Genomic DNA, 24,062 nt, shown 5'->3' on the forward strand with positions numbered 1-24,062 from the left:
ACCACGTCAGGAGCTAGTCAGCTATGTCCGAGAGCAACGACCTGCGCATCGCCGTCCTGGGTGTCGGAATGATGGGCGCCGACCACGTCGCGCGGATCACCGACCGCATCAAGGGTGCGACCGTCGCCGTCGTCAACGACTACTTCACCGAGAAGGCCGAGGAGATCGCGGCCGGAATCCCCGGTTGCCGCGTGGTCAACGACCCGCTCGACGCGATCGCCGACCCCGGTGTCGACGCGGTCGTCCTGGCCACCCCCGGTCCGACACATGAGAAGCAGCTCCTGGCCTGCCTCGAGCACGGCAAGCCGGTGATGTGTGAGAAGCCGCTGACCACCGATGTCGCCACGTCCCTCGAGATCGTCAAGGCGGAAGCCGAGCTCGGCAAGAAGCTGATCCAGGTCGGCTTCATGCGGCGCTTCGATCACGAGTACGAGCAGCTGAAGTCCCTCATCGACGACGGCGTGTTCGGGCGGGTGCTCCTCGCCCACTGCGTGCACCGCAACCCGGTGGTGCCGCCGAGCTTCGACAGCTCGATGATCGTCAAGGATTCGCTGGTCCACGAGGTGGACGTCACCCGCTTCCTGTTCGACGAGGAGATCACGTCGGTCCACGTCCTCAAGCCCGCCGCGAACCCCGGTGCGCCCGAGGGACTTCAGGACCCGCAGATCGCGTTCTTCAGCACCGAGTCCGGTCGTCACGTCGACGTCGAACTGTTCGTGACCACCGGTGTCGCCTACGAGGTGCGCACCGAGATCGTCGCCGAGAAGGGTTCGGCGTTCATCGGCCTCGACGTCGGACTGGTCCGCAGGTACGGTACCGGCGCGGGAACCGGCCGCTCGGGTGCCGGCATGTACGGCGGAGAGATCACCCCGTCGTTCAAGGAACGCTTCGGCCAGGCGTACGACGTCGAGATCCAGCGGTGGGTGAACGCCGTCCGCACGGGCGCGGAGACGGGTAACTACGTCGACGGCCCCGGCGCGTGGGACGGCTACGCCGCCGCCGCCGTGTGCGCGGCCGGCGTGCAGTCACTGGAGACGGGCGAGCGCGTCACCGTCGAGATGGTCGACCGTTCCTCCATTCCGGGAGCGGAGCCTGCGGAGCGACCCATCGGACCGGGAGCCTGATCACGATGAAGATCGCACTCGATCCCACCCCGTTCCACCACGACTACTCGCTGCTCGAATTGCCGGCTGTCGTCGCGGAACTCGGCTTCGAGCACCTGCAGCTCACGCCGCACCGCGACATGATCCCGTTCTTCAACCACCCGAAGGCCGACGACGAACTGGTCCGTCAGTTCCGCAAGGCCTGCAGCGACGCCGGCGTCGGCATCGCCTCGGTGTTGCCGGTCCTGCGGTGGTCCGGCCCGGACGAGGACGCCCGCGAGGCGGCGGTGCGGTACTGGAAGCGCGCCATCCAGATCACCGTCGACCTCGGTGTGAACGTGATGAACACCGAGTTCAGCGGCCGGCCGGAGAAGGCCGAGGAGTCGGAGCGCGCCTTCTACCGGTCGATGGAGGAACTCGTCCCCATCATCGAGCGTGAAGGCATCGACGTTCGCATCGACCCGCACCCCGACGACTTCGTGGAGAACGGCCTGGACGCCATCCGGATGATCCGTGGCATCAATTCCAAGAACTTCGGCCTCGTATTCGTCGCGTGCCACTCGTACCACATGGGCGCCGGAATGCTCGAGATCATGCGCGCGGCGGGCGACATGCTCCGGCTCGTTCACGTCGCGGACACGATGGATCACCATCGCTCGCACGGACTCCGGTACATCACCAATCCGCCCGGCAACCCGGTTCGTGTGCATCAGCACCTCAAGATCGGCGACGGCGACCTCGACTGGGACGAGTTCTTCGGCGGTCTCGGCGAACTCGGCTTCTACGACAAGCCCGACACGGTGATGGTGTCCAGCGTTTTCGCCGAGGACGAGAACGCACACGACGTCTCCCGCTACCAACTGAAGACCATGAAGGATTACATCGCGCGCACGCGGTGAAAGGACAACACATGAGCACCAACATCACTCGCGAGATCGCACACTGGTCCGACGGCAAGACCTTCGCCGGCACCAGCGGTAACACCGCCCCCGTCACCAACCCGGCCACCGGCGCCGTCACCGGACAGGTCGCCCTCGCCAGCGTCGAGGACGCCCGCGCCGTCATCGACGCCGCAGCCGCCGCCTTCCCCGCCTGGCGCGACACCTCCCTCGCCAAGCGCACCCAGATCATCTTCACATTCCGCGAACTACTCAACCAGCGCAAGGGCGAACTCGCCGAGATCATCACCTCCGAACACGGCAAGGTCGTCTCCGACGCCCTCGGCGAAGTCTCCCGCGGCCAGGAGGTCGTCGAATTCGCCTGCGGCATCGCCCACCTGCTCAAAGGCGACATGACCGAAAACGCCTCCACCAACGTCGACGTCTCCTCCCTCCGCCAACCCGTCGGCCCCGTCGGCATCATCTCCCCCTTCAACTTCCCCGCCATGGTCCCGATGTGGTTCTTCCCCATCGCCATCGCCGCCGGCAACACGGTGGTGTTGAAGCCGTCCGAGAAGGACCCCACCGCCGCCATCTGGATGGCCGAACTCTGGGCCGAAGCCGGCCTCCCGGCCGGGGTGTTCAACGTCCTGCAGGGCGACAAGACCTCCGTCGACGAACTCCTCACCAACCCCGCAATCAAGGCCATCAGCTTCGTCGGCTCCACCCCCATCGCCCAGTACGTCTACGCCACCGGCACCGCCCACGGCAAACGCGTCCAAGCCTTGGGTGGCGCGAAGAACCACGCCATCGTCCTCCCGGACGCCGACCTCGACCTCGCCGCCGACGCCATGGTCAACGCCGGCTTCGGATCCGCCGGCGAACGCTGCATGGCCATCTCCGCCCTCGTCGCCGTCGGCGACATCGCCGACGAACTCGTCGCGAAAATCAAAGAGCGCACCGACACATTGAAGATCGGTGACGGCACCCGCGATTCCGACATGGGACCGCTGGTGACGAAGGTGCACCGCGACAAGGTCGCCTCCTACATCGACGCCGGCGAAAACGACGGCGCCACCATCGTCGTCGACGGCCGCACCGTGCAGCCCGACGGCGGCAAGGACGGATTCTGGCTCGGCCCCACCCTCATCGACCACGTCACCACCGACATGTCCGTCTACACCGACGAAATCTTCGGACCCGTCCTGTCCGTCATCCGCGTCGACTCCTACGACGAAGCCCTCGAACTGGTGAACTCCAGCCAGTTCGGCAACGGCACCGCCATCTTCACCAACGACGGCGGCGCCGCCCGCCGATTCCAGAACGAGGTCGAGGTCGGCATGGTCGGCATCAACGTCCCCATCCCCGTCCCGATGGCCTACTACAGCTTCGGCGGCTGGAAGAACTCCCTGTTCGGCGACACCCACGCCCACGGCACCGAAGGCGTCCACTTCTTCACCCGCGGCAAGGTCGTCACCACCCGCTGGCTCGACCCCAGCCACGGCGGCCTCAACCTCGGATTCCCCCAGAACGCATAAGTACTGGTTCTCCGCGCCGGACCGTCCGCGGTCCGGCGCGGCGTCCGTTCGATCGAAAGGAACTTCATGAGCGACACCTCTCTCGCCCGCCGTCATCGGGTCGTGGTCATCGGATCGGGATTCGGCGGCCTCTTCGCCACCAAGGCCCTGAAACGGACGGACGTCGATGTCACTCTGATCGATCGCACGACGCATCACCTGTTCCAGCCGCTGCTGTACCAGGTGGCGACGGGAATCCTGTCCGAGGGCGAGATCGCGCCCGCGACCCGGCTCGTCCTCGAGGACCAGCAGAACGCGTCCGTCCTCATCGGCGGAGTCGAGAAGATCGACGTCGCCGACCGGACCGTCACGTCCACCCACCGGGGCCGCACGACCGTCACCGAGTACGACAGTCTCGTCGTGTCGGCGGGCGCCCGCCAATCCTATTTCGGCAACGACCATTTCGCCGAGCACGCACCTGGAATGAAGACGATCGACGACGCCCTCGAGCTGCGCGGCCGCATCCTCGGGGCCTTCGAAAGCGCCGAGGTGAGCACCGATCCCGCCGAGCGGGCGCGCCTGCTGACGTTCGTCGTAGTCGGCGCCGGACCCACCGGAGTCGAGATGGCGGGCGAGATCGCCCAGCTCGCGCATCGCACTCTCGCCGGCGCGTACCGCACCATCGATCCCCGTGACGCGCGCATCATCCTGCTCGACGCGGCGCCGACGGTGCTCCCGCCGTTCGACGACAAGCTGCGCCGGGCGGCCGCGGACACTTTGGGGAATCTCGGGGTCGAGATCCAGTTGGGCGCGATGGTGACCGACGTCGACGACGACGGACTCACCGTCCGCGACCAGGACGGAGCCGAGCGGCGGATCGAGGCCACCTGCAAGATCTGGTCTGCGGGCGTCGCAGCCAGCCCGCTGGGCAGGCAACTCGCCGAACAGACCGGCGCCGGCACCGACCGCGCGGGCCGGGTCCTCGTCGAACCCGACCTCACCCTGCCCGGCCACAGCAACGTCTTCGTCGTCGGGGACATGATGAACCGGGACGGTCTTCCCGGCGTCGCGCAGGTCGCGATCCAGGGTGGCCGCTACGCCGCGCAGCTGATCGCCGCCGAGGTGCGGGCCCACCGGAAGGGTCGCGACAAGCCCGAACGCGCCCCGTTCCGCTACACGGACAAGGGCAGCATGGCGATGATCTCCCGCTTCAATGCGGTCGCGAAGGTCGGCCGCCTCCAACTGACCGGGTTGCTCGCCTGGCTGCTGTGGCTCCTGATCCACCTGGTCTACATCGTCGGATTCAAGAGCCGGCTCGCGACCGCCATGTCCTGGACGTGGTCGTTCCTGGGCCGGACCCGGGGACACCTCGCCGTCACGGAACAACAGGTGGTCGCCCGGACCGCGATCAGCCGGCTCGATGCCTGGGAGGATTCCCGGGCGGTACCCGAGGCGGCGACGGCCTCGGCACGGTGAGTACCGTCGCCTCCGTGCCTGTCTCCGCTCTCACCGTCGGCATCGACGTCGGTGGTACCAGTATCCGGGCCTGCGTGGTCGACGACACCGGCGAGGTGCTCGATTCCGTGCAGGCGCCCACACCGCAATCGGCCAAGGCCCTCGAGGACGCGCTCGACCGTGCCGTTCGCGAACTCGCGGGCCGCCATCCCGTGTCCGCCGTCGGGCTTGCGGTGGCCGGCTTCATCACCCCCGACCTCACCACCGTGCGGTTCGCGCCGCACCTGCCGTGGAAGAACGTGCCGGTCGCCAACGACCTCAGCGAGCGGCTCGGGCTGCCGGTGGTCCTCGAACACGACGCGAACGCGGCCGCGTGGGCGGAGCACCGGTTCGGGGCCGCCGCCGGCGGTCGCAACGTGGTGATGGTCGCGATCGGCACCGGCATCGGTGCGGCCCTGCTCATCGACGGGACGCTGTACCGCGGGAGCCACGGAGTCGCTCCCGAACTCGGCCACCTGCAGGTGGTTCCGGGCGGCAGACCCTGCGCCTGCGGCAAGCGCGGGTGCTGGGAACGGTATTGCAGCGGAACAGCACTCGTGGACACGGCCATCGAGCTTCTCGCCGCCGACCCCACGAGTTCGACGATCCTCGCACGCGAGGTGGCGAGCGATCCGGGATCGCTCACCGGCCGCCGGATCGCGAGCGCCGCGCGGGACGGCGACCCGCTGGCCATCCGCACGATGGAGGAGTTCGCACGGTGGCTGGGTGTCGGACTCGCCATGGTCGGCGACGTCTACGACCCCGACCTCGTCGTCATCGCCGGCGGTGTCAGCGGCTCGGCTCCGCTGTTCCTCGACCATGCGCGGGACGTCTATGCCTCTCTCGCAACCGGTTCCGGACACCGCCCTCTCGCCCGCATCCGCGAAACCCAACTCGGCGAATCGGCACAGCGCATCGGGGCCGCCACCCTCGCGAGGCTCTCCGCGCCCGTGCGTGGTTGACGAGTCTCTGGACTCGTCAACCACGCACGAGCGCGGTCTCAGGTGCGGCCGTGACCGATGAAGAAGCATCGAACTACGTGGGCGCGTCGACGAGGAAGAGATTCCGGTCCTGGCCGCCAGCTGGAACGAGGGATGCAGGCGACGCACAACTCCATCACCGATGACGCGTCGCCCACCACGAGCAATGCGTCGTGGCAGCCCGCTCTCGACCACACAGGCAGCAGTTGACGCGTCGCCGCCGGATTCTCCGGCCCCGAGACCGGGAAGATGGAAAGGCTGTTCGTCGACGACATGCACCGGGGCCGCGGCGTGGGTTCGCCGCTGTTGTGCGATGCAGACGGCAGCCCCTTCCCACTACTCCACCTCGCGCACTTCACACCTTCGCGTCAGCCGTCCGGTAGCGTCGCGAGACTCGGGGCCAAATCTCATCTGGGATGGCCACTCGGTGTCCGGTTGGCCACTTGGGTGAGATTGCATTCGACGTGGCGGCATGGCGGGTCTCGAATCCGGTGGCGGAATCTCACGGCGAGTGACGGGCCGGTGGCGGATCCGTCATCGTGGAGAGGCTCGCCCACCTTCGGCGTGATCCAGATCGTTCGGGGTGTCCCGATTGACGCCCCGAAAGGACAACATCATCGGACGGGGCTACGGAACGGCGCTGGTCAGCGAGTTCCGGTCAACGGCCGGCTTGCGGGACGTGCCGATGCGGGTTCCGCTTACGGCGAAGATTCCGCAACGAAACATCGAGGACTCGTTCGGTTGCAATTGCGACAGGATCGCCCAGGGTCGAAAAGGGTCGTCGGGACGTTGTGAACCGCCGACGCGTTCCCGCAATACGGTCCGTGCGCTGACACTTCTGCTGCGTGAGGGTCGTTCCCCGCGGAGCCTAAGGGGCGGCGGGGAGTGTAGCCTCGTGGATGTCGAGGGTCATTCGAATATGCGCGGTCGCGCCATGTCGTCCTCGGCGCCCAAACCGGCCCGAAGTCAAGGGCCGAGAACTGGAGCGCCGCCATGGCGTCGAACCCGACCGATGTGTCGAACTCTCTAGCGGCTTCCGAGTCACCTAGCCCTGCCCGGGCAATGGAATCGACGTTGTCCTGCACGGCATGTCCGCACAGCCCGGATTCCCACGATGCGCTCGGTATTCGGTTTTGCGCCGTGACCTCGGACCGAAACCTCGACCGAAAGTGCATCTGCGCTGGCGAACAGGCGACTGGACAGCACTACTCCCGGTACTGAACGAGAAGTTCACCCAAACGGGAGCTTCGCTGGCGGTACCGGGAGCACGGCATGTTTGGTGGATTTGAGGATCTCGAATTCGCCAGTTTCTCCGAACCCACGCCGCTCCAGATCGGACTGAGCCGGCAACCGGCCCTGTGTCAGATCGGGACAACGACGGCGATGAGCGCGAGCAGTGTCGCGACGTTGGCCATGGGACTGTGCGGCCCACCGCATGGGGCAGGCCGAGCGCGTCGATCGCGATTGAACACCGGGGCGCTTTCTGCCATCCGGTGGTGCCCCGGTCGTCCGGTGGTCTCCTGCATCGCGCAGGTCGTCATTCGATGAGCGTTAGTCGATCCCTCAGCGACTCACGGACCTGAGTCTTGCCCCACCGGCCGATGTGCTGACAGAGCTCGCCAATGGCGGCAACGGTGTCGTCGGTATGGGTATCGATCCAAACCGGACCATCGTCGCGCTTCCGCGGCAGCAGCATGTGTTGTCCCTGTGAGGGCCACTGCACGAAGTCGTAGCCAGCAAGATCTGACTGAACGGTATCGGCCACCCAGACCGCGGCCTCATCGAACGGAGCATCCATCGACAAGCCGTCGCAGCGGGCGAACCCACTGATGCCGCGTACGCCCTGCCAGCCAATGGTGACGGCGTAGTCGCCGTTAACGGCAAGCTCCCACCCCGATCCGTCCAACCGCACGTCGCGCCCGTACCGCAGGCACCGCAGATCGCGGGCGACAGCTTCGAGAGCACGCACCCATACCTGCGGCGCCTCAACGTCGTGATCAGACCCGATCGCCGGACCACCGTCGAGCAAGCCGAAGTGCCACACCAAACTGTCCTGATTCCACAAGTCCTGGATCGGCATAACGCTATCTTCGCGCGTCCGAGCTGCCCGCCGGTGCGATTAAGTGACTGCACACCAGGCCCCGTCTCGACGCTGTTACCTCGGAGACGGAAGCGGCGTGTCGTGCGCAACACGGTGCTCCAGCTCTGCGAGTACCGCCCGCTGGTCGGATAGGGATCGATACCGGCATCCGATCGATGATGGAGATGCAACCAGGGGTTGGTGTGGCACGGGCTTGTCACGTTGCGTCGACTTGGGGCGATACCTGGATCATGAGGGTGAGGAAAGCCGCGATAGGTGCCAGCGCTCTTGTCGCGATCGCAACCGTCGCCGGCGCCTGCTCGCCCGAGGGCACCGAATCGCGCGATCCGACCGCCGTCGTCCAATCCACACAGTTCGCACCGCCGCCGGCGCCGATCACCGATCCCGTGCCCACCGCCGAGCAACTGACCGCCCTGTACAACGCCACCACCAACTACTCGATACGCGAGGAGGACCGGGCGCGGCTCCTGGATGGTCCCACCGACCAGACCCTGCCGATCGCGCGGGCTTGGGGTGCGCAACCCTCACCCCAATACCTCCAGTTCACCGCAGTGGAACCCGTCGGCCCAGAGATGGTCAACGCGACTGGGCAGGGCCACATCGAAGGCATGGAACCGTACCCAGTGGGACCAATTCCCTTCGTGCGTGTCAACAACGAGTGGAAGCTATCCCGCGCCTTCGTCTGTGGCGGATTGTTTCTCTCCGCACCACAGGTCTGTGGCTGAGGCTTTGCCCGGCACGCGCAACCGGTCTATTCAGATCGGTGACCGTTGCCGATCGCTATTCGGCGCAAAGTTGCACCTGCTTCTGGGCTCGGTCCGTATCGTTCGAAACGGGAGTCGTCGATGAATATTCGTAGTCTCGTCCTGGAAATCTCGCGCGTAGTCATACTGGCGCGTGATGACGGACGTCATGTGTTGCGGCCCCTGAACGGCTTGGCGAAGTTGCCTACTGGCCGACGACGGTTGGTTCCATGTGGAGGCCACCACTCCTTGACAACGCGGAGAGTCTGATCGAAGAGCACACGCCGGGGGACGTCCCCGGCGCCTCATGGTGGGTCCTCCACGGTAACGCCGAGCCCGAGGTCCAGATCGATCTCACTCTCGAAGACGGCGGCTCACCGACGGTTCACCGGCTCGGCAACGTCTGGGCCATCGAGTGGGTCAGCATCCCGCAAAAAGCCTTCCTCTACAGGTCTGACAGGCCAGAAGACAGCCAGCCCCACAAGATTCGAATGATCCGTCCAAGCTACCTACCGCCCGCGTGGGTTTCAGGGCGTGCTGATCGCCCGTCGCGACAGGGCATCGGCACGGCCCGCTTCCCGATCGCTCAATAAATGCCAGCGAATTGAGACAGATTGCGGTAGTCATGCCGTGAGACAGGCGACAAGTCCGCAGGTCGCAGTGTCTCAGAATGCCACCGGCAGCGAGCCCCTACACGCCCGAAAAATTCTCTGATACTTGTCGGCGACCCCCGGTAGGATCGAAGATACGTTCGATACCGGGGGTTGAAGACCATGGGGGACAACAGTTCCAGCGCGGCCGCACTCGACGCGACGCCGCCGGGGATCGTGGCTGTCGAGGGGCTCCGAAGAGGCAAATCGGTGCTGGCGCAGGCTCAATACCGGCAGGTTGTCGCGGTGACCGAGTTCTACGATCTCTGCTACGAGGAAGACGAACGGCGCGGCATCAATCCGGCTCATTCCGGTTCCCACGCGTCAGTGGAGGTGTCGGTCGCACTCGGAATCAATGAACCGGTGGTGACCGCCTGGATCGACCTCGGACTCGAACTGCGCCACCGATTGCACGGCACCCGAGTCGCATTCGCGGCCGGGCGAATCGACCTCGATCAGGCACGGGTCGTCGCCGCGATGCTCACCGGCGTCAGCGACAGCAAGTTGGAGCAACTCGAAGCCGCGATCCTCGACGGACGCTCCCTGCCGCCGTCGAAACTGCGCGCCCGCGCTCGACGGCTCATCGCCCGCCACGACCCCGACAGCGTCGCCCACCGCAACAAACTCGCCATCGCCGATCGCGACGTGTGGATCCGGCCCGCGGAGAACGGCATGGCCTACCTCGATGGCCACCTCCCCGCCGCCGACGCCCACACCCTCGCAATGCGGCTGCGGGAAATGTCGATCCACGACGTCTGCGCCCACGACCCACGCACCCTCCCTCAACGCCGAGTCGACGCACTCACCGCGCTGGTCCCCCAAGCACTTCGTGCAGGGAGGTACCCCCAGACGGCACCGGACGCCTCTTCTGCCTGTGCGGTCGGGAACAGTGCCCGGCCCGCGTCGCCACTGCGGGCACGCGGCGGGCACCGCTCGTCCAGATCGTGGTCAACGCCTCGACGTTCCTCGGACTCGACGACCTTCCCGCCCACCTCGAGGGATACGGGCCGATCTGTGCGGACTCCGCGCGTACATTGGCCGCCGACAGTGTCTTCCAGCGTATCCACACGCTGGCCACCGAAGGCAACCCAGGTGGGCACGTCCTCGGGGCCGGCCCCGTTCAGAAGACTCATGGCATACCCGTGACCTACATCCGGAACGCAGCAACCAGACCCGAACTCACCTACGCACCGGGGACGGCTCTCGGCCGCCGGATCAGGGCCCGCGACGGCAACTGCCGCTTCCCCAACTGCCAGGTGTCCGCACGGCTCTGCGACATCGACCACACGACCCCGTTCGACCGCAACCGCCCCGAGAACGGCGGTCTGACGGTCGAGTCGAACCTCGCCTGCCTCTGCCGGCGTCACCACCGGCTGAAAACCGACGGCTCCTGGACCGTTCGGCAGACCGGAGCGGGGAAACTCGAATGGACCACGCCACGCGGCGAAATCATTCGAACCGAACCGGAAGGGGCGGCAATCGAACTGACCCACAACCACATCCGAGAGATGCAGCACTCCCTGCCCTCCGGTTGCTCACCGAACTCTCCCACGACCAGCAGGACGCCGAGTACCTGAACCAACTCCACGGGCGGCGCCGCACACACCGCAACGCACCGGTACCACCACCCGCAGGCGGTGGTACCGGTGCGTGAGAACCGTCGATCAGTGAGTCGCGACGGCGGCGGCGTTTCCTGCTGCCGATGTGGCGGGGTTACCTGCGCCGAGCCGGTCCTCCAACTCTTCGAGGCTGCGGCCCTTGGTTTCCGGGACGAAGCGGTAGACGAAGTACACCGACATCAGGTTCACGAGCACGAACAGGCCGAACGTTCCGGTGGATCCGAGAACCGAGTTGAGGATCGGGAAGACGAACGAGATGAACGCGTTGGTCGTCCAGAGCACGAATACCGCGATACCCATCGCGAACCCGCGGATGGCCATCGGGAAGATCTCCGACAGCAGCAACCACACGCAGGTGCCGATGAAGCACTGGACGAAGGCGACGAACACCATCATCGCGGCAAGGATGATGTAGCTGCGGCCGGTGGACGAGGGCAGCAGGAACACCAGCGACAGCGCGGCCTGCGAGGAGGCCACACCGATGAAACCGGTGAGCAGCATCTTGCGGCGATTTACGAAGCCCAGCAGAACGATTCCGAGGATCGTCATGACTACCGATGTGACACCGACCGCGATGGTGGCCACCAGGGACGCGCTGACACCCAGCCCGCTCTGCTCGAGGATCGTCGGCGCGTAATAGTTGACCGTGTTGATGCCCGTCGCCTGCTGCACGATGGCCAGACCACAGCCGATCCAGAGGATCCGGCGCATCCAGGGGTAGTCACGCAGGTAGTGGACGGCGCCGCTGGTCTTCGACTTCCGGTCGCGGGCGGCGTGGAAGCTGATGCTGGCGTACTCGTCGGCGGCCTCGGACTCGCTGCGGCTCATTTCGAGGGTCCTGCGGGTTTCGGCGAGGCGGCCCTTCGACGCGTACCAGCGCGGTGAATCCGGGAGCACGAGCATGCCGAGCAGCAGGAGAACCGCGGGCACCGACGCGATGGCCAGCATGTACCGCCACACCGTCGGATCCTCGATGAGGTGATCGAGCAGGGCGTTGATCGAGAAGGCGAGCATCTGACCGGTGACGATCATCAGTTCGTTGATGGTGACCATCCGGCCGCGCCGCTCCACCGGGGCCATCTCGGCCAGGTACAGCGGGCAGGTGACGGCGGCGGCGCCCACACCGAGACCGAGGACGATCCTGGCCAGCACCATGATCTCCACGTTGGGAGCCATCGCACACCCGAGGGCACCGACGAGGAACAGGCCCGCGCAGACGAGCAGCGTGCGCTTACGTCCGAGGGCATCGGACAACCGGCCGCCCAGCAGCGCGCCGACGGCCGCACCGGGGAAGAGCAGTGAACTCACGACGGTGGCTTCGCCGACCGCACTGAGGTTCAACTCGTCCTTCATGTAGAGGAGCGCACCGGAGATCACGCCGGTGTCGTAGCCGAACAGCAGGCCTCCGAGCGTGGAGATGACGGTGAGCTTGGTCAGGAAGCGTTTGTGACTGCGCTCGTTATTCGCAGCGCCGCCTCTTCCGCGTGCACTGGCAGCCTTGGTGGTCAACATCAGGTGTGGCCTTTCTGGGAATGCTCACGCATCACGACACGGAAGATCGGTTCACGTGTGTCGATATCGCCCGGGACGCGCTCGGCTCGATGCAGCCGAGAGGCGTACTTTCCTGGACTGAAGCGCTTCACTAACGCGCTTCAGTTGTCTACTATGAGGTGAATCACAGAAGGTGTCAAGGGCTGGGGTCGCGATCCGTGAGAACGTCCCTGACGACGCAACCGAGGGAGATCGACATGCTCGACGACCGAGCCACCGCGCACGCGGATGCGGAGCGGGCACCGGCGGGCCTGCACCGACGCCCCACGATGGCCGATGTCGCGACGCGGGCCGGGGTGTCACGCACCCTCGTGTCACTGATCTTCAGCAACAAACCGGGCGCGTCCGACGAGACCCGGGACCGCGTCCTGCAGGCCGCGGACGAACTCGGCTACCGCCTCGACCGGGCCGCCCGCATGCTCGCCCGCGGCCGCAGCCGCACCCTCGGGGTGCTCATGGACGTCCACCAGACCTTCCAGGCCGACCTGATCGGAACGATTTACGCGGAGGCCGAAGCCGCCGGATACGAGGTCCTGCTGTCCGCGAGCGCACCCACCCGCGACGAGCACAAGGCGATCGAAGCGCTCCTCAGCCACCGGTGTGAGGGCCTGATCCTGCTCGGCCCCCTCTCCGAGGCGGACTATCTGCGCACGCTCGCGGACCGGGCCGTGGTCACCGTGGTCGGCCGCGCACTCCCCCACACCGCTGTCGACACCGTGCGGACCGCCGACGCCAAAGGCATCCGGCAGTCCGTGGACCACCTGGTCGAACTCGGACATCGCGAGATCGCGCACGTCGACGGCGGCGCGGACCCGGGCTCACCCGAGCGGCGTCGCGCATATCTCGCGGCGATGCGCAGGCACGACCTCTCCGACCACATTCGCGTCATTCCCGGTCAGCACACCGAGGAGGCAGGCGTCGCCGCCGCGAACACCCTGCTGGCCGAGGACCGCCTGCCCACCGCCGTGCTCGCCGGCAACGACCGCTGCGCCATCGGCCTCATGGACGTGTTCACCCGTGCCCACGTCGACGTGCCGGGCGACATCTCGATCGTCGGGTACGACGACAGCCACCTGTCGCAGTTGTCGCGGATCGACCTCACCACCGTGCGGCAGGACACGGAGGGCCTGGCGCGGCACGCCGTGCAGTTCGCCGTCGGCCGACTCGAGGACGAGGACCTCGACCCGCAGGATTTCGTGATCGACCCCCACCTGATGGTGCGCGGCACGACCGGGCCTGCCCGGTCGTAGCCGCGCCCGTCGGCACAAGGCCCTACTTCGCGATGCTTTTCAGGTATTCGACGCTTCGGACGACGTCGCGCACGGGACCTTCGCCCTCGGGTTCCGCCGCGAGAATGGTGTCCTGTTCGAGGACGTACCAGCCGTCGTAGGCCTGATTCTGCAGCCGCTCGACCACACCGGCGATGTCCACGTCGCCGGTACCGAGCGGCGTGTACATGCCCTGGGCGACGGCCTCGGTGTAGGTGAGTTCACCCGCCCGGACCCGGCCGAGGAGTGTCGCATCGACATCCTTCAGGTGTGCGTGGGCGATCCGCTCGGGGGCCGTGGAGACCAGGTCGAGCGGGTCGGTGCCGCCGATCAGGAGATGTCCGGTGTCCAGGCACAGCGGGATCGACGAGCCGTCCAGGATGCGGTCCACCTCGGCGCGGTTCTCGATCATCGTCCCCACGTGCGGGTGGATCACCGCCCGCAGGCCCCGGTCGGCAGCAGCGGACGACAGACGGTCGAGATTGCGCAGCAACGTCTTCCATCCGGAGTCGTCGAGTTCGGGGCGCGAATCGTAGCCGACCGCCCCCGTCACCGCCGCCAGGACGATGACCTCCGACCGCGACGCGACGAGCGAATCGAGCGCCCCGCCGATCGCAGCGACCGTGTCGTGATCCGGGTCGTGCAGGAGCACCGGCACGAATCCTCCGACCGCCGTCAGGTCGTACCGGGCGAGGGTGTCCGTCAGCTCGCATGGATCCGAAGGGAGGAATCCGTCCGGACCGAGTTCGGTGGCCGCGAGGCCCGCGTCGCGCATCTCGGTGAGCACCCGGTCGGGATCGAGCTGGTGACCCCAGCCCTCCACCTCACACACTCCCCACGAAATGGGCGCGCCTGCAAGTCGAATCGTCATCGTCGTGTCTCGTCCAATCGCACCGGACGGTGCTGTCGTAGTGAATCCGCGTGTCCGTCGATCACGCCTCGGAGCCCGTTCACGGTTGCCGCCGCGCGGTCTGCGCGGCCAGACGCTCCGCGAGCACCGCCGGACCGACGCTGTCCCGCAACGCTTCCCACACCGTGTCCACCTGGGTGGCCGGCGCGAGACTGTGCACCGGCTGATCGTGGTCGAGGTTGGTCGGGAACGGGTAGCACTCGGCGGTCGCGACGACGGCATTGCGGAGAGTCCGCTCGCTCGCCCCCACACTCTGCCGGGCCAGCAACGTCGGATACACGGCGTTCGCCATGGCCTCACGGTCCAGCACTTCCATCGCCCGGCCGAACGGCGACGAGATCTGCAGCAGATTGGCCATCCGCCGGATCGACTCCGAACGGTTGTGGCCCGCACCGTGGTAGAGCGCCGGGTTGAAGAACACCGCGTCGCCCTTGCGGAGCGGCAACTGGACGTGACGGTCGCGGAAGAACTCGACGAACTCCGGCCGCGAGAATGCCACATAGCCCGCCTCGAACAGCTGCGAGTACGGCAGATACAGGGTGGGTCCGCTCTCGACGGGCATGTCGCAGTGCGCCACCGCGCCCTGCAGCGTCAGCGCCGCCGACATCCGGTGCAGATGCGCCGGATACTCGGGCAGCTCGTGCGAAGGCACGATGCCGAGGTGGTAGTCCCGATGCGGAACCTGCGCGGCCCCACCGGGATTGACCACGTTGACCTGCGACGTCACCTGGTACAGCGGCCCCAACCAACTCTGGCAGATCAGCGCGAGGATGTCGTTGGCGTAATAGTCGGCGAACACGTCCGGTGCGCCGAGAGCCAGCTTCTGCGCGGCGTTCCAAATGCGGTCGTTGGCGCCCGCCTTGCCGAAGTGGTCACCCACCACACCACCCGACGCATGCTGCTGCGCAATGAGGAGGTCGAACTGTTCGGTGGCACGATCCACCACGGCGGGGTCGCCGAAGGCGTTCTGGAATACCACGATTCCGGGACCGTCGGTGAGCGCGCGCACGAGTTCGGTCTGCACGGCACGGCGGGACTGCGCCTCGTCGAGGTGCGGAATCAGCGATTCGCTGCGGTACACCGGAACGTTCTGCTCCATCGAGTGGGCGAACGGATAGTCGGTCAGATTCGTCGAGCGGTCCACGGAGGCGCGGAACGCGTCGAGGTCGCAGTCCGAGTCGTGGATCCACTCACGCCGGCCGGTCGGCGGAGGAGAAATGAGGGTCATGGAGACAGTCTTGCGGTGATGCAACCAGCAGACAACACCAGAAACCCATCATTTTCACCTCAGCAGGCAGCGAGGTGCCCCTAGCTGCCCTGCCCTCCGGGCACGGGGACGCCGCGCGAATTGAGCCAGCCCGCCGGATCGATCTTGGTTCCGTTCGCCGTCCACACCTCGTAGTGCAGATGCGGTCCGGTCGACTGCCCCCGGTTGCCCATGGTGGCGATCTGGTCGCCGGCCCGGACCGGCTGCCCGACCGAGACCAACGAGGTGTCGATGTGGCCGTACACGCCGATGGTGCCGTCGTCCTGCTGCAGGCGGATCCACAGCCCGAAGCCCGACGCCGGACCGCTCTCGATCACGGTGCCGTTGGTGACGGCCTTGATCGGAGTGCCGATGGAGTTCGCGATGTCGATGCCGTTGTGGTTGGTACCCCAGCGCTGGCCGAAGCCGGACGTGAACGTGCCGTCGGCCGGGAACAGGACCGCGGGTCGGCGAGCCGCCTCCTCGGCCGCAGCCTGACGTGCGGCCTGTTCGGCCGCCTCCCGGGCCAGGCGCTCGGTCTCGGCCTTCTGGGCCACCAGCCTCTCGACCTCACGCTGGGCGGCGCGCTGGATCTGCTCGGTGTGGTCGGTGAGTTCCGGGCGTTCGACCTGCAGGAACTGCGGCGGCGGAGTGAGCGACACACCCGCCTCGGTGGATGCGTGCGCCACCTCCCCGGTGGCGGCGGAGGCGATGGCGCCGGACACGAGCAGCGCAGTAGCCGCCAGCGAGGTCGCCACCACGTGCCGGCGGGCGGACTTCGCAGAACGGGTGCGCCGGGCATGCCGGGCCTGCGGGACGGTGTTCGCGTGTAGAGCCAAGACCACATTCCTCCGTCGAGTTCGTGACTGATAACGAAACGGTCACGGTTTCGACACAGGTTAGTACGTATTGGCCAAAAACCCACGTGTCGCATTGACGCCTGTGCAGTCGGTCGCCGACTCCGGTCGGATTTTTCGACCCCATCAGTCACATGCACCCCGGGAGCGCGCATCGACGACAGTGGTCACGCTCCAGACGTGTCGGACGTCACTGTCACCGCGCTCAACGGAAAGACGACGGCGCCCGTGGTCGTGACCACGGGCGCCGTTATCTGTCGGGTCGGCCGCTCAGCCGGCCGCCCGCAATTGGGCAGCCAGACGCATCGCGGAGTTCGCGTCCCCGTACCCCTCGTAACCGCCGACGCGTTGCACGACCTCGAAGAACAGGTCGGCGCCCACCGTCTGGGTGAACAGGTGGAAGAACTCGCCGTGGGCGTCAGCGTCGTACATGATGCCGGAACCGCTCATGCGGTCGAGGAGTTCGCGGGAGAGTCCGAAGCGGGCCTCGAGGTCGTCGTAGTAGTTCGGCGAGATGACGAGCGGCTCGAAGCCGTTCGACTGCATGGTCGCCGCGGCGGTGAAGATGTCCGTGCACGCGAACGCGACGTGGCTGATCCCACCGCGCCGGGCCGCGGCGATGTGGGAGTTTCCCGACACCGCACCCGGAACCATGTTGAGCGAGATGCGCAGCGGACGGTCGACGCCGTCGGCGCCCGTCTGATCCATCGTCAGCGCCTGACTACGCATCATCCCGACCGCGTCCGTGACGTCGAGGCCCTCGTGCGGCGCCATCGCGAACACCGAGCGGAGCAGCAGCATGATGCCGTCCCAGTTGTCCGACGGGACGGCGAGCGCCACGTGATCGACCCCGGTAAACACCGGCACCTCGTCCTGCCAGCGCGACTCCGTCGGATACAGGTCGAACGCCGACTGCCACGACGCGGCGCTACCCGGACCGCGCAGATCCAGCGACGTCGCATCGGTGATCTTGAGACGCACCACATCGGACTCGGGAGCGGTGTCCACACCGGGCAGCAGGACCTCGTGCACCGGGACTTCGAGCGCCGCGGCGCGCTCCCCCCACGCGTCGGGGTCGCTCGACCGGATGCCGATCTGGGTGAGCACCGGAAGGTGCGCCGGCAGACCCGGCGCCGTCCACACCGTGCCCGCGGTGGCGTCGACCACAATGGTCATCCGGCCGTGCCGCCACAACTGGAGGTCGTGGCTGCGATGCCGGCCCACCAGACGGAATCCGATGTGCTGCAACGCTTGCCGGAGGTCGGAATCCTTACCGGGACCGGCGGCGAGCCGGAGCGACACGATGCCTTCGAGCGGTGCGCGCGGCGGCGGCTCGAACAGCGCCAGACCCCGACCGGTGTCCTCACCGTGCTCGGCCTGCACCCGGGCGACCTCCTCCTGGAGGTACAGCAGCGAGCGGTGCGCGTCGGCGGCCGTGCGACCCGTCGACGACTGCCGGAACGTGTCGTTGAAGATCTCCAGCGACCACGGCCCGGTGTATCCGGCCGCCTGGACGTGGGCACCGAACGTGGCGAGATCGAAGTTGCCCTGCCCCGGGAAGTTCCGGTGGTGCCGGCTCCACTGCAGGATGTCCATCGACATCCGGGGCGCATCGGCGAGCTGCAGGAAGAAGATCTTCTCCCCCGGGATGTCACGGATGCCGGACGGGTCGTCGCCGCGGGAGAGGATGTGGAAGCTGTCGAGGCAGGTACCGAGGGCGGGATGGTCGGCGTCCTGCACGATCTTCCACGCGTGCCGGTACCTGTTGACGTGCGTGCCCCAGGCCAGCGCCTCGTAGGCGATGCGGAGCCCCCGGCCGTGTGCGTGCTCGGCGAGGGTGTGGAGTTGCTCGGTCAGGCGGGCGTCGTCGCGCACCGCCTCGGGCAGTGGCGACGAGCAGACCAGCAGGGTGTCGCAGCCGAGCTGCTCCATGATGTCGAACTTGCGTTCGGCCCGGATCAGGTTGCGCGCGAACGTCGCGTCGTCGGCCGAATCCAGATCGCGGAACGGCTGATACAGATCGAGGGTGAGCCCGAGATCCGCTGCGCGGGATGCCAATTCACGCGGCGACCACGGCGAGCTCACGAAATCGGGTTCGAACACCTCGAATCCGTCGAACCCGGCTGCCGCGATCGCGGTGACCTTCTCCTCCAGCGATCCACTCAGGGACACCGTGGCAACGCTCGTACGAACCTGTCGTCCCATGGCGCCGTCAGCCCTTGTTGCAGATGAAGTCGACGGCCAGCGAATAGCCGAGGATGCCGAGTCCGGCGATCACTCCCGTGGCGACCCCGGACACGTACGAGTGGTGCCGGAACTCCTCGCGGGCGTGCACGTTGCTGATGTGCACCTCGACGAGGGGCACCTCGAGCGTCACCAGGGCGTCGCGCAGCGCCACCGACGTGTGCGTGAAACCACCCGGGTTGATCACGACGCCCGACGCCGTGGTGCGGGCCTCGTGCACCCAGTCGATCAGGTGACCCTCGTGGTTGGACTGCCGCGCGACGATCTCACGTCCCGCCTTCGCGGCGGCGGTGCGGCACAACTCCACGACGTCGTCGAGCGTCTCCCGCCCGTACACCTCGGGCTGCCGTTGCCCCAGCAGGTTCAGGTTGGGGCCGTTGAGAACAAAGATCGGTCCGGGAGCGGTCATCGCGCGCATTACCTCCATTTGTACGAACTAGTGAGTTAGTTCGCACCCAGGATACAGCGCGCCCCGCCTAGGCGGACTTGTCCCGGCGTTCTCCCCGCTCCGGCTTGCGCGGGACGATGGTCGGGAGCACGTTGTCATTGACCGTCTCCGCGCTGACCACGACCTTTTCGACGTCGTCCCGGCTCGGGATGTCGTACATGACCGGAAGCAGGACCTCCTCCATGATCGCGCGCAGACCACGAGCACCGGTGCCGCGGAGGATCGCCTGATCGGCGATGGCCTCGAGCGCGTCCGTGGTGAACTCCAACTCCACGCCGTCCATGTCGAACAACCGGTTGTACTGCTTGACCAGTGCGTTCTTCGGCTCCGACAGGATCTGGACGAGCGATTCCTTGTCGAGGTTGGTCACCGATGCCACGACAGGGAGACGGCCGATGAACTCGGGGATGAGCCCGAACTTGATCAGGTCTTCCGGCATGACCTCCGCGAAGTGGTCCTGCGTGTCGATCTCCGCCTTGGACCGCACCTCGGCACCGAAACCGATGCCCCGCTTGCCGACGCGATCGGAGACGATCCGCTCGAGGCCGGCGAACGCGCCCGCCACGATGAACAGGACGTTCGTCGTGTCGATCTGGATGAACTCCTGATGCGGGTGCTTGCGACCTCCCTGCGGCGGCACGCTGGCCTGCGTGCCCTCGAGAATCTTCAGCAGAGCCTGCTGCACACCCTCACCGGACACGTCCCGTGTGATCGACGGGTTCTCGCTCTTGCGGGCGATCTTGTCGACCTCGTCGATGTAGATGATGCCGGTCTCGGCGCGCTTGACGTCGTAGTCGGCGGCCTGGATCAGCTTGAGGAGAATGTTCTCGACGTCCTCACCCACGTAGCCGGCCTCGGTGAGCGCCGTCGCATCGGCGATCGCGAAGGGAACGTTGAGCATCTTCGCCAGCGTCTGGGCCAGATACGTCTTGCCGCAGCCCGTGGGACCGAGCATGAGGATGTTCGACTTCGCCAGCTCGACCGTCTCGCCGCGCGCATCACGACCCTTGTCGCCGGCCTGGATGCGCTTGTAGTGGTTGTAGACCGCGACGGCGAGAGTCCGCTTGGCGGCATCCTGGCCGATCACGTAGTTCTCGAGGAAATCCCGGATCTCGGCCGGCTTCGGCAGCTCGTCGAGCTTCACCTCGCTGGACTCGGCCAGCTCCTCTTCGATGATCTCGTTGCACAGGTCGATGCACTCGTCGCAGATGTACACCCCAGGCCCAGCAATGAGCTTCTTGACCTGCTTCTGGCTCTTACCGCAGAAAGAGCACTTGAGCAGATCCCCGCCGTCACCGATGCGTGCCATCTCGTCAGGTCCCTACTTCCTTCGTCTACGTGCAACCATCGAACCGATCCCACGCCGTGCGCGCACCGACCGAAAACGAAAGCCCGTTATGTGACCGTACCCGCAGATCGCGAGCGAGGTCGACTGGTTGTCGGTGATTCGCGCACCGATCTTCCGGGAAAGCCAGCCTTGCCGATCCCGCACCCGGCTCGCGGCAACCGCGCCGTCACGGCGTGTCGCCCGAGCCGGGGCGGCAGGAAATCACTTCTGGGCGCTGAGTTTGCGGTACTCGAGCACGTCGTCGATGATTCCGTAATCCTTGGCCTCGGCGGCCGTGAGGATCTTGTCGCGATCGGTGTCCTTGCGGATCACGGCGGCGTCCTTGCCGGTGTGCTTCGCGAGAGTGGTCTCCATCAGGCGACGCATCCGCTCGATCTCGGCAGCCTGGATCTCGAGGTCGGAGACCTGACCCTGGATGCCGCCGGTCGCGGGCTGGTGGATGAGGACACGAGCGTTCGGCAGGGCCAGACGCTTGCCGGGGCTACCGGCCGCCAGCAGCACCGCGGCAGCGGATGCGGCCTGGCCGAGGCACACCGTCGTGATGTCGGCGCGCACGTACTGCATGGTGTCGTAGATCGCCATCAGCGACGTGAACGAACCACCCGGCGAGTTGATGTACATGGTGATGTCGCGGTCGGGGTCCAGCGACTCGAGAACGAGCAGCTGAGCCATCACGTCGTTGGCCGACGCGTCGTCCACCTGCACGCCGAGGAAGATGATGCGCTCCTCGAACAGCTTGTTGTACGGGTTGGACTCCTTCACGCCGTAGCTCGAGTGCTCGATGAACGACGGCAGGATGTAGCGCGACTGGGGGCCTGTAGGCGCCTGGCCTCCCAGGCTGCGGGGATCGAACAGGTTGGTCATCAGTTCTCCAAAGGATGTGTGGGAGCGGTCAGTGAGGAAGCCGGGCTGCTACTGCCCGGTCCCGCCCGCCTGCGCCGCGCGGGAGACGACGTGGTCGACGAAACCGTATTCGAGAGCCTGCTGTGCGGTGAACCAGCGGTCGCGATCCGAATCGGCGGTGATCTGCTCGACCGTCTGACCGGTGTGCTCGGCGATCAGCTCGGCCATTTCGCGCTTGGTGTGCGCGAACTGCTCGGCCATGATCGCGATGTCACTCGCGGTACCACCGATTCCGGCGGACGGCTGGTGCATCATGATCCGCGCGTGCGGGAGGGCGTACCGCTTGCCCTTGGCCCCGGCGGAGAGCAGGAACTGGCCCATCGACGCGGCCAAACCCATTCCGAACGTCGCGACGTCGCACTCGGCGAACTGCATCGTGTCGAAGATAGCCATGCCGGCGCTGACCGATCCGCCGGGCGAGTTGATGTAGAGGGAGATGTCCCGGCTGGGATCTTCTGCCGACAGCAGCAGGATCTGGGCGCACAGCTTGTTCGCGATGTCGTCGTCGACCTGGGTACCGAGGAAGATGATGCGCTCGCGCAGCAGGCGCTCGTACACCGAGTCGCTGAGGTTCAACCCAGCGGTGGCTGAAGTCATGGCGGGACTCTGCAAAGTCTCCAGGTGATTGGAAGTCACGGTACCTGCCTTCTCCGTAAATCGTTGATTGCTGACACAGACACTAACGAAGTAGGGCGGCACCGGAGTCCCGGTGCCGCCCTACTTCGCTCAAAGCGGAAAACATCTCACAGCCGAACGCGAGGGAAACACCCCGCGACCAGCATTACTTCTGGTCTTCGCCCTCGGCGGAATCCGACGCGACCTCGTCCGTGGACGCGGTCTCTTCGGCTTCGGCCTCACCGTTGCCGAACAGTTCGGCGGTGTCGACAGCGGCACCCGAGGTGTCGGTGACGGTGGCCTGCTCGACGACACCGGCGAGAGCCTTGCCGCGACGCACGTCGGCGAACACGGCGCCGAGCTGACCGGCCTGCTGGATCTGCTGGATGAACTGCTCCGGCGCCATGCCGTAGCGCTGCGCCTGGAACAGGATGCGCTCGGTGAGCTCGTCCTGACCAACGGTGACGTCGGAGGCGTCGGCGATGGCGTCCAGCAGGAGCTGGGTCTTCACCGAGCGCTCGGCGCTGTCCTTGGCGTCCTTGTCGAACTCTTCGCGGCTCGTGCCCTGCTCCTCGAGGAGCTTGTTCAGCGCTTCCTCGTCGTGGTCGAGTCCGTGCACGGCGTCGTGCAGCGCAGCGTCGACCTCGGCCTTGACGACGGCCTCGGGCAGCGGGACCTCGACGGTCTCGAGCAGGGTCTCCAGGACCTTGTCGCGGATCTGACCGGCCTGCTCGACCTTGCGGACGCGTCCGACGCGCTCACGCAGGTCGGCCTTCAGCTCGTCGAGGGTGTCGAACTCACTTGCCAGCTGAGCGAACTCGTCGTCCTCGGCAGGCAGCTCGCGCTCCTTGACGGTGCCGACGGTGACGGTGACGACAGCTTCCTTGCCCGCGTGGTCACCGGCGACGAGCGTCGAGGTGAACTCCTTGGACTCGCCGGCCTTGACGCCGACGACGGCCTCGTCGAGGCCCTCGATGAGCTGACCCGAACCGACCTCGTGCGACAGACCGCTCGCGGTGGCCTCGGGAACGGCCTCACCGTCGACGGTGGCCGACAGGTCGATGGAGATGAAGTCTCCGTCCTCGACCGCACGCTCGACACCGGTGAGGGTGCCGAAACGCTGACGCAGCGACAGCAGCTGCTCCTCGACGGCCTCGTCGGTGATCTCGATCGGATCGACGGTGACGCTCAGCTCGCTGTAGTCGGGCAGCGTGATCTCGGGACGGACATCGACCTCTGCGGTGAACTCCAGGAGTTCACCGTCTTCGATCTTCGTGATCTCGATCTCGGGCTGACCGATCGCCTTCACCGAGGCGCTGGTGACGGCCTCGGAGTAGCGGGACGGGAGTGCGTCGTTGACGACCTGCTCCAGGACGGCGCCACGACCGACACGGGCTTCGAGCAACTTGGCCGGTGCCTTACCCGGACGGAAGCCGGGGAGACGGATCTGTTGCGCGAGGGCCTTGTAGGCCTTGTCGAAATCAGGCTTGAGCTCCTCGAAGGGCACCTCAACGTTGATACGGACTCGCGTCGGGCTGAGCTGCTCGACGGTGCTCTTCACGGACTGGCTCCTTCGTGTGGTCGTGC

21 protein-coding genes are annotated in these 24,062 nt (G+C 66.5%); 10 read left to right on the forward strand and 11 right to left on the reverse strand.

Annotated features, from left to right (window positions below):
• Positions 1-23: 23 nt before the first annotated feature.
• The 6 genes from JWS14_RS06970 to JWS14_RS49985 all read left to right on the forward strand — a co-directional run bounded on the left by JWS14_RS06970 (position 24) and on the right by JWS14_RS49985 (position 7,193).
• Complete coding sequence (locus JWS14_RS06970; protein WP_095865147.1) at positions 24-1,124, forward strand: Gfo/Idh/MocA family protein; 1,101 nt, start codon at positions 24-26, stop codon at positions 1,122-1,124.
• A 5-nt stretch (positions 1,125-1,129) separates the two neighbouring features.
• Positions 1,130-2,002 (forward strand): sugar phosphate isomerase/epimerase family protein, encoded by an 873-nt coding sequence (locus tag JWS14_RS06975; protein WP_095865146.1) that lies wholly within the window; start codon positions 1,130-1,132, stop codon positions 2,000-2,002.
• 11 nt (positions 2,003-2,013) lie between these two features.
• Positions 2,014-3,519 (forward strand): CoA-acylating methylmalonate-semialdehyde dehydrogenase, encoded by a 1,506-nt coding sequence (locus JWS14_RS06980; RefSeq protein ID WP_206012747.1) that lies wholly within the window; start codon positions 2,014-2,016, stop codon positions 3,517-3,519.
• A 66-nt stretch (positions 3,520-3,585) separates the two neighbouring features.
• Positions 3,586-4,974 carry an NAD(P)/FAD-dependent oxidoreductase gene (locus JWS14_RS06985; RefSeq protein ID WP_072947089.1) on the forward strand — a complete coding sequence of 463 codons (1,389 nt, stop codon included), beginning with the start codon at positions 3,586-3,588 and terminating at the stop codon, positions 4,972-4,974.
• Entirely contained in the window at positions 4,971-5,954 is a 984-nt protein-coding gene (locus tag JWS14_RS06990) for an ROK family protein (protein ID WP_072947088.1), read from the forward strand. Before JWS14_RS06985 ends, JWS14_RS06990 begins: the two co-directional genes overlap by 4 nt.
• Positions 5,955-7,034: 1,080 nt before the next feature.
• Positions 7,035-7,193 carry an RGCVC family protein gene (locus JWS14_RS49985; protein ID WP_241031656.1) on the forward strand — a complete coding sequence of 53 codons (159 nt, stop codon included), beginning with the start codon at positions 7,035-7,037 and terminating at the stop codon, positions 7,191-7,193.
• A gap of 316 nt (positions 7,194-7,509) precedes the next feature.
• On the opposite strand, the gene JWS14_RS07000 is transcribed toward JWS14_RS49985, so the two are convergent.
• Positions 7,510-8,052, reverse strand: coding sequence for a hypothetical protein (locus tag JWS14_RS07000; protein ID WP_072947087.1), 543 nt, complete (start codon positions 8,050-8,052; stop codon positions 7,510-7,512).
• Positions 8,053-8,303: 251 nt separating this feature from the next.
• Here JWS14_RS07000 and JWS14_RS07005 point away from each other — a divergent pair, with 251 nt between their 5' ends.
• The 3 genes from JWS14_RS07005 to JWS14_RS07015 all read left to right on the forward strand — a co-directional run bounded on the left by JWS14_RS07005 (position 8,304) and on the right by JWS14_RS07015 (position 11,043).
• Positions 8,304-8,798 carry an MTB12 C-terminal domain-containing protein gene (locus JWS14_RS07005; RefSeq protein ID WP_206012748.1) on the forward strand — a complete coding sequence of 165 codons (495 nt, stop codon included), beginning with the start codon at positions 8,304-8,306 and terminating at the stop codon, positions 8,796-8,798.
• A 791-nt stretch (positions 8,799-9,589) separates the two neighbouring features.
• On the forward strand, positions 9,590-10,612 hold the full coding sequence (locus tag JWS14_RS07010) for a DUF222 domain-containing protein (RefSeq protein WP_206012749.1): 1,023 nt from the start codon (positions 9,590-9,592) through the stop codon (positions 10,610-10,612).
• Positions 10,609-11,043 carry an HNH endonuclease signature motif containing protein gene (locus JWS14_RS07015; protein WP_206012750.1) on the forward strand — a complete coding sequence of 145 codons (435 nt, stop codon included), beginning with the start codon at positions 10,609-10,611 and terminating at the stop codon, positions 11,041-11,043. Before JWS14_RS07010 ends, JWS14_RS07015 begins: the two co-directional genes overlap by 4 nt.
• Before the next feature lie 87 nt (positions 11,044-11,130).
• On the opposite strand, the gene JWS14_RS07020 is transcribed toward JWS14_RS07015, so the two are convergent.
• Entirely contained in the window at positions 11,131-12,597 is a 1,467-nt protein-coding gene (locus JWS14_RS07020; RefSeq protein WP_095865136.1) for a sugar porter family MFS transporter, read from the reverse strand.
• Between the two features lie 236 nt (positions 12,598-12,833).
• Between JWS14_RS07020 and JWS14_RS07025 the strand changes: the two genes are divergently transcribed.
• Positions 12,834-13,886: a LacI family DNA-binding transcriptional regulator gene (locus JWS14_RS07025; RefSeq protein ID WP_083395824.1), complete on the forward strand. Its 1,053-nt coding sequence runs from the start codon at positions 12,834-12,836 to the stop codon at positions 13,884-13,886.
• A 22-nt stretch (positions 13,887-13,908) separates the two neighbouring features.
• Here the strand turns inward: JWS14_RS07025 and JWS14_RS07030 are convergent, their stop codons facing one another.
• The 9 genes from JWS14_RS07030 to tig all read right to left on the reverse strand — a co-directional run bounded on the left by JWS14_RS07030 (position 13,909) and on the right by tig (position 24,036).
• Positions 13,909-14,775, reverse strand: a complete 867-nt coding sequence (locus JWS14_RS07030) for a sugar phosphate isomerase/epimerase family protein (RefSeq protein ID WP_095865135.1) — start codon at positions 14,773-14,775, stop codon at positions 13,909-13,911.
• A 79-nt stretch (positions 14,776-14,854) separates the two neighbouring features.
• A complete protein-coding gene (locus tag JWS14_RS07035; RefSeq protein ID WP_083395823.1) occupies positions 14,855-16,042 on the reverse strand; it encodes a phytanoyl-CoA dioxygenase family protein in 1,188 nt (395 codons plus the stop codon).
• 80 nt (positions 16,043-16,122) lie between these two features.
• Entirely contained in the window at positions 16,123-16,899 is a 777-nt protein-coding gene (locus JWS14_RS07040) for a M23 family metallopeptidase (protein WP_083395963.1), read from the reverse strand.
• A gap of 288 nt (positions 16,900-17,187) precedes the next feature.
• The gene (locus JWS14_RS07045; RefSeq protein WP_095865134.1) at positions 17,188-19,122 is read right to left on the reverse strand and encodes a bifunctional sugar phosphate isomerase/epimerase/4-hydroxyphenylpyruvate dioxygenase family protein; all 1,935 of its coding nucleotides are present in this window, start codon (positions 19,120-19,122) and stop codon (positions 17,188-17,190) included.
• Between the two features lie 7 nt (positions 19,123-19,129).
• On the reverse strand, positions 19,130-19,570 hold the full coding sequence (gene aroQ / locus JWS14_RS07050; RefSeq protein WP_072947109.1) for a type II 3-dehydroquinate dehydratase: 441 nt from the start codon (positions 19,568-19,570) through the stop codon (positions 19,130-19,132).
• Positions 19,571-19,637: 67 nt separating this feature from the next.
• On the reverse strand, positions 19,638-20,918 hold the full coding sequence (clpX, locus tag JWS14_RS07055) for an ATP-dependent Clp protease ATP-binding subunit ClpX (RefSeq protein ID WP_005248181.1): 1,281 nt from the start codon (positions 20,916-20,918) through the stop codon (positions 19,638-19,640).
• Between the two features lie 240 nt (positions 20,919-21,158).
• Entirely contained in the window at positions 21,159-21,821 is a 663-nt protein-coding gene (locus JWS14_RS07060) for an ATP-dependent Clp protease proteolytic subunit (RefSeq protein ID WP_072947079.1), read from the reverse strand.
• Positions 21,822-21,869: 48 nt separating this feature from the next.
• The gene (locus JWS14_RS07065; protein ID WP_011594411.1) at positions 21,870-22,457 is read right to left on the reverse strand and encodes an ATP-dependent Clp protease proteolytic subunit; all 588 of its coding nucleotides are present in this window, start codon (positions 22,455-22,457) and stop codon (positions 21,870-21,872) included.
• 184 nt (positions 22,458-22,641) lie between these two features.
• The gene (gene tig / locus JWS14_RS07070) at positions 22,642-24,036 is read right to left on the reverse strand and encodes a trigger factor (RefSeq protein WP_072947078.1); all 1,395 of its coding nucleotides are present in this window, start codon (positions 24,034-24,036) and stop codon (positions 22,642-22,644) included.
• Between the last annotated feature and the right edge of the window lie 26 nt (positions 24,037-24,062).

Origin of the sequence: Rhodococcus koreensis, assembly GCF_017068375.1 — a bacterium.
In the GTDB taxonomy this organism is placed as follows: domain Bacteria; phylum Actinomycetota; class Actinomycetes; order Mycobacteriales; family Mycobacteriaceae; genus Rhodococcus_F; species Rhodococcus_F koreensis.

Bases quoted from the DNA above. Each gene is read 5' to 3' on its own strand.
- JWS14_RS07065 (WP_011594411.1), bottom strand. From the start codon at position 22,457: ATGACTTCAGCCACCGCTGGGTTGAACCTCAGCGACTCGGTGTACGAG.
- JWS14_RS06985 (WP_072947089.1), top strand. From the start codon at position 3,586: ATGAGCGACACCTCTCTCGCCCGCCGTCATCGGGTCGTGGTCATCGGA.
- JWS14_RS06980 (WP_206012747.1), top strand. From the start codon at position 2,014: ATGAGCACCAACATCACTCGCGAGATCGCACACTGGTCCGACGGCAAG.
- clpX (WP_005248181.1), bottom strand. From the start codon at position 20,918: ATGGCACGCATCGGTGACGGCGGGGATCTGCTCAAGTGCTCTTTCTGC.
- JWS14_RS07035 (WP_083395823.1), bottom strand. From the start codon at position 16,042: ATGACCCTCATTTCTCCTCCGCCGACCGGCCGGCGTGAGTGGATCCAC.
- JWS14_RS07045 (WP_095865134.1), bottom strand. From the start codon at position 19,122: ATGGGACGACAGGTTCGTACGAGCGTTGCCACGGTGTCCCTGAGTGGA.
- JWS14_RS07025 (WP_083395824.1), top strand. From the start codon at position 12,834: ATGCTCGACGACCGAGCCACCGCGCACGCGGATGCGGAGCGGGCACCG.
- JWS14_RS07060 (WP_072947079.1), bottom strand. From the start codon at position 21,821: ATGACCAACCTGTTCGATCCCCGCAGCCTGGGAGGCCAGGCGCCTACA.
- JWS14_RS06975 (WP_095865146.1), top strand. From the start codon at position 1,130: ATGAAGATCGCACTCGATCCCACCCCGTTCCACCACGACTACTCGCTG.
- JWS14_RS07030 (WP_095865135.1), bottom strand. From the start codon at position 14,775: ATGACGATTCGACTTGCAGGCGCGCCCATTTCGTGGGGAGTGTGTGAG.
- JWS14_RS07005 (WP_206012748.1), top strand. From the start codon at position 8,304: ATGAGGGTGAGGAAAGCCGCGATAGGTGCCAGCGCTCTTGTCGCGATC.
- aroQ (WP_072947109.1), bottom strand. From the start codon at position 19,570: ATGACCGCTCCCGGACCGATCTTTGTTCTCAACGGCCCCAACCTGAAC.
- JWS14_RS49985 (WP_241031656.1), top strand. From the start codon at position 7,035: ATGGAATCGACGTTGTCCTGCACGGCATGTCCGCACAGCCCGGATTCC.
- JWS14_RS07020 (WP_095865136.1), bottom strand. From the start codon at position 12,597: ATGTTGACCACCAAGGCTGCCAGTGCACGCGGAAGAGGCGGCGCTGCG.
- JWS14_RS07010 (WP_206012749.1), top strand. From the start codon at position 9,590: ATGGGGGACAACAGTTCCAGCGCGGCCGCACTCGACGCGACGCCGCCG.
- JWS14_RS07000 (WP_072947087.1), bottom strand. From the start codon at position 8,052: ATGCCGATCCAGGACTTGTGGAATCAGGACAGTTTGGTGTGGCACTTC.
- JWS14_RS06970 (WP_095865147.1), top strand. From the start codon at position 24: ATGTCCGAGAGCAACGACCTGCGCATCGCCGTCCTGGGTGTCGGAATG.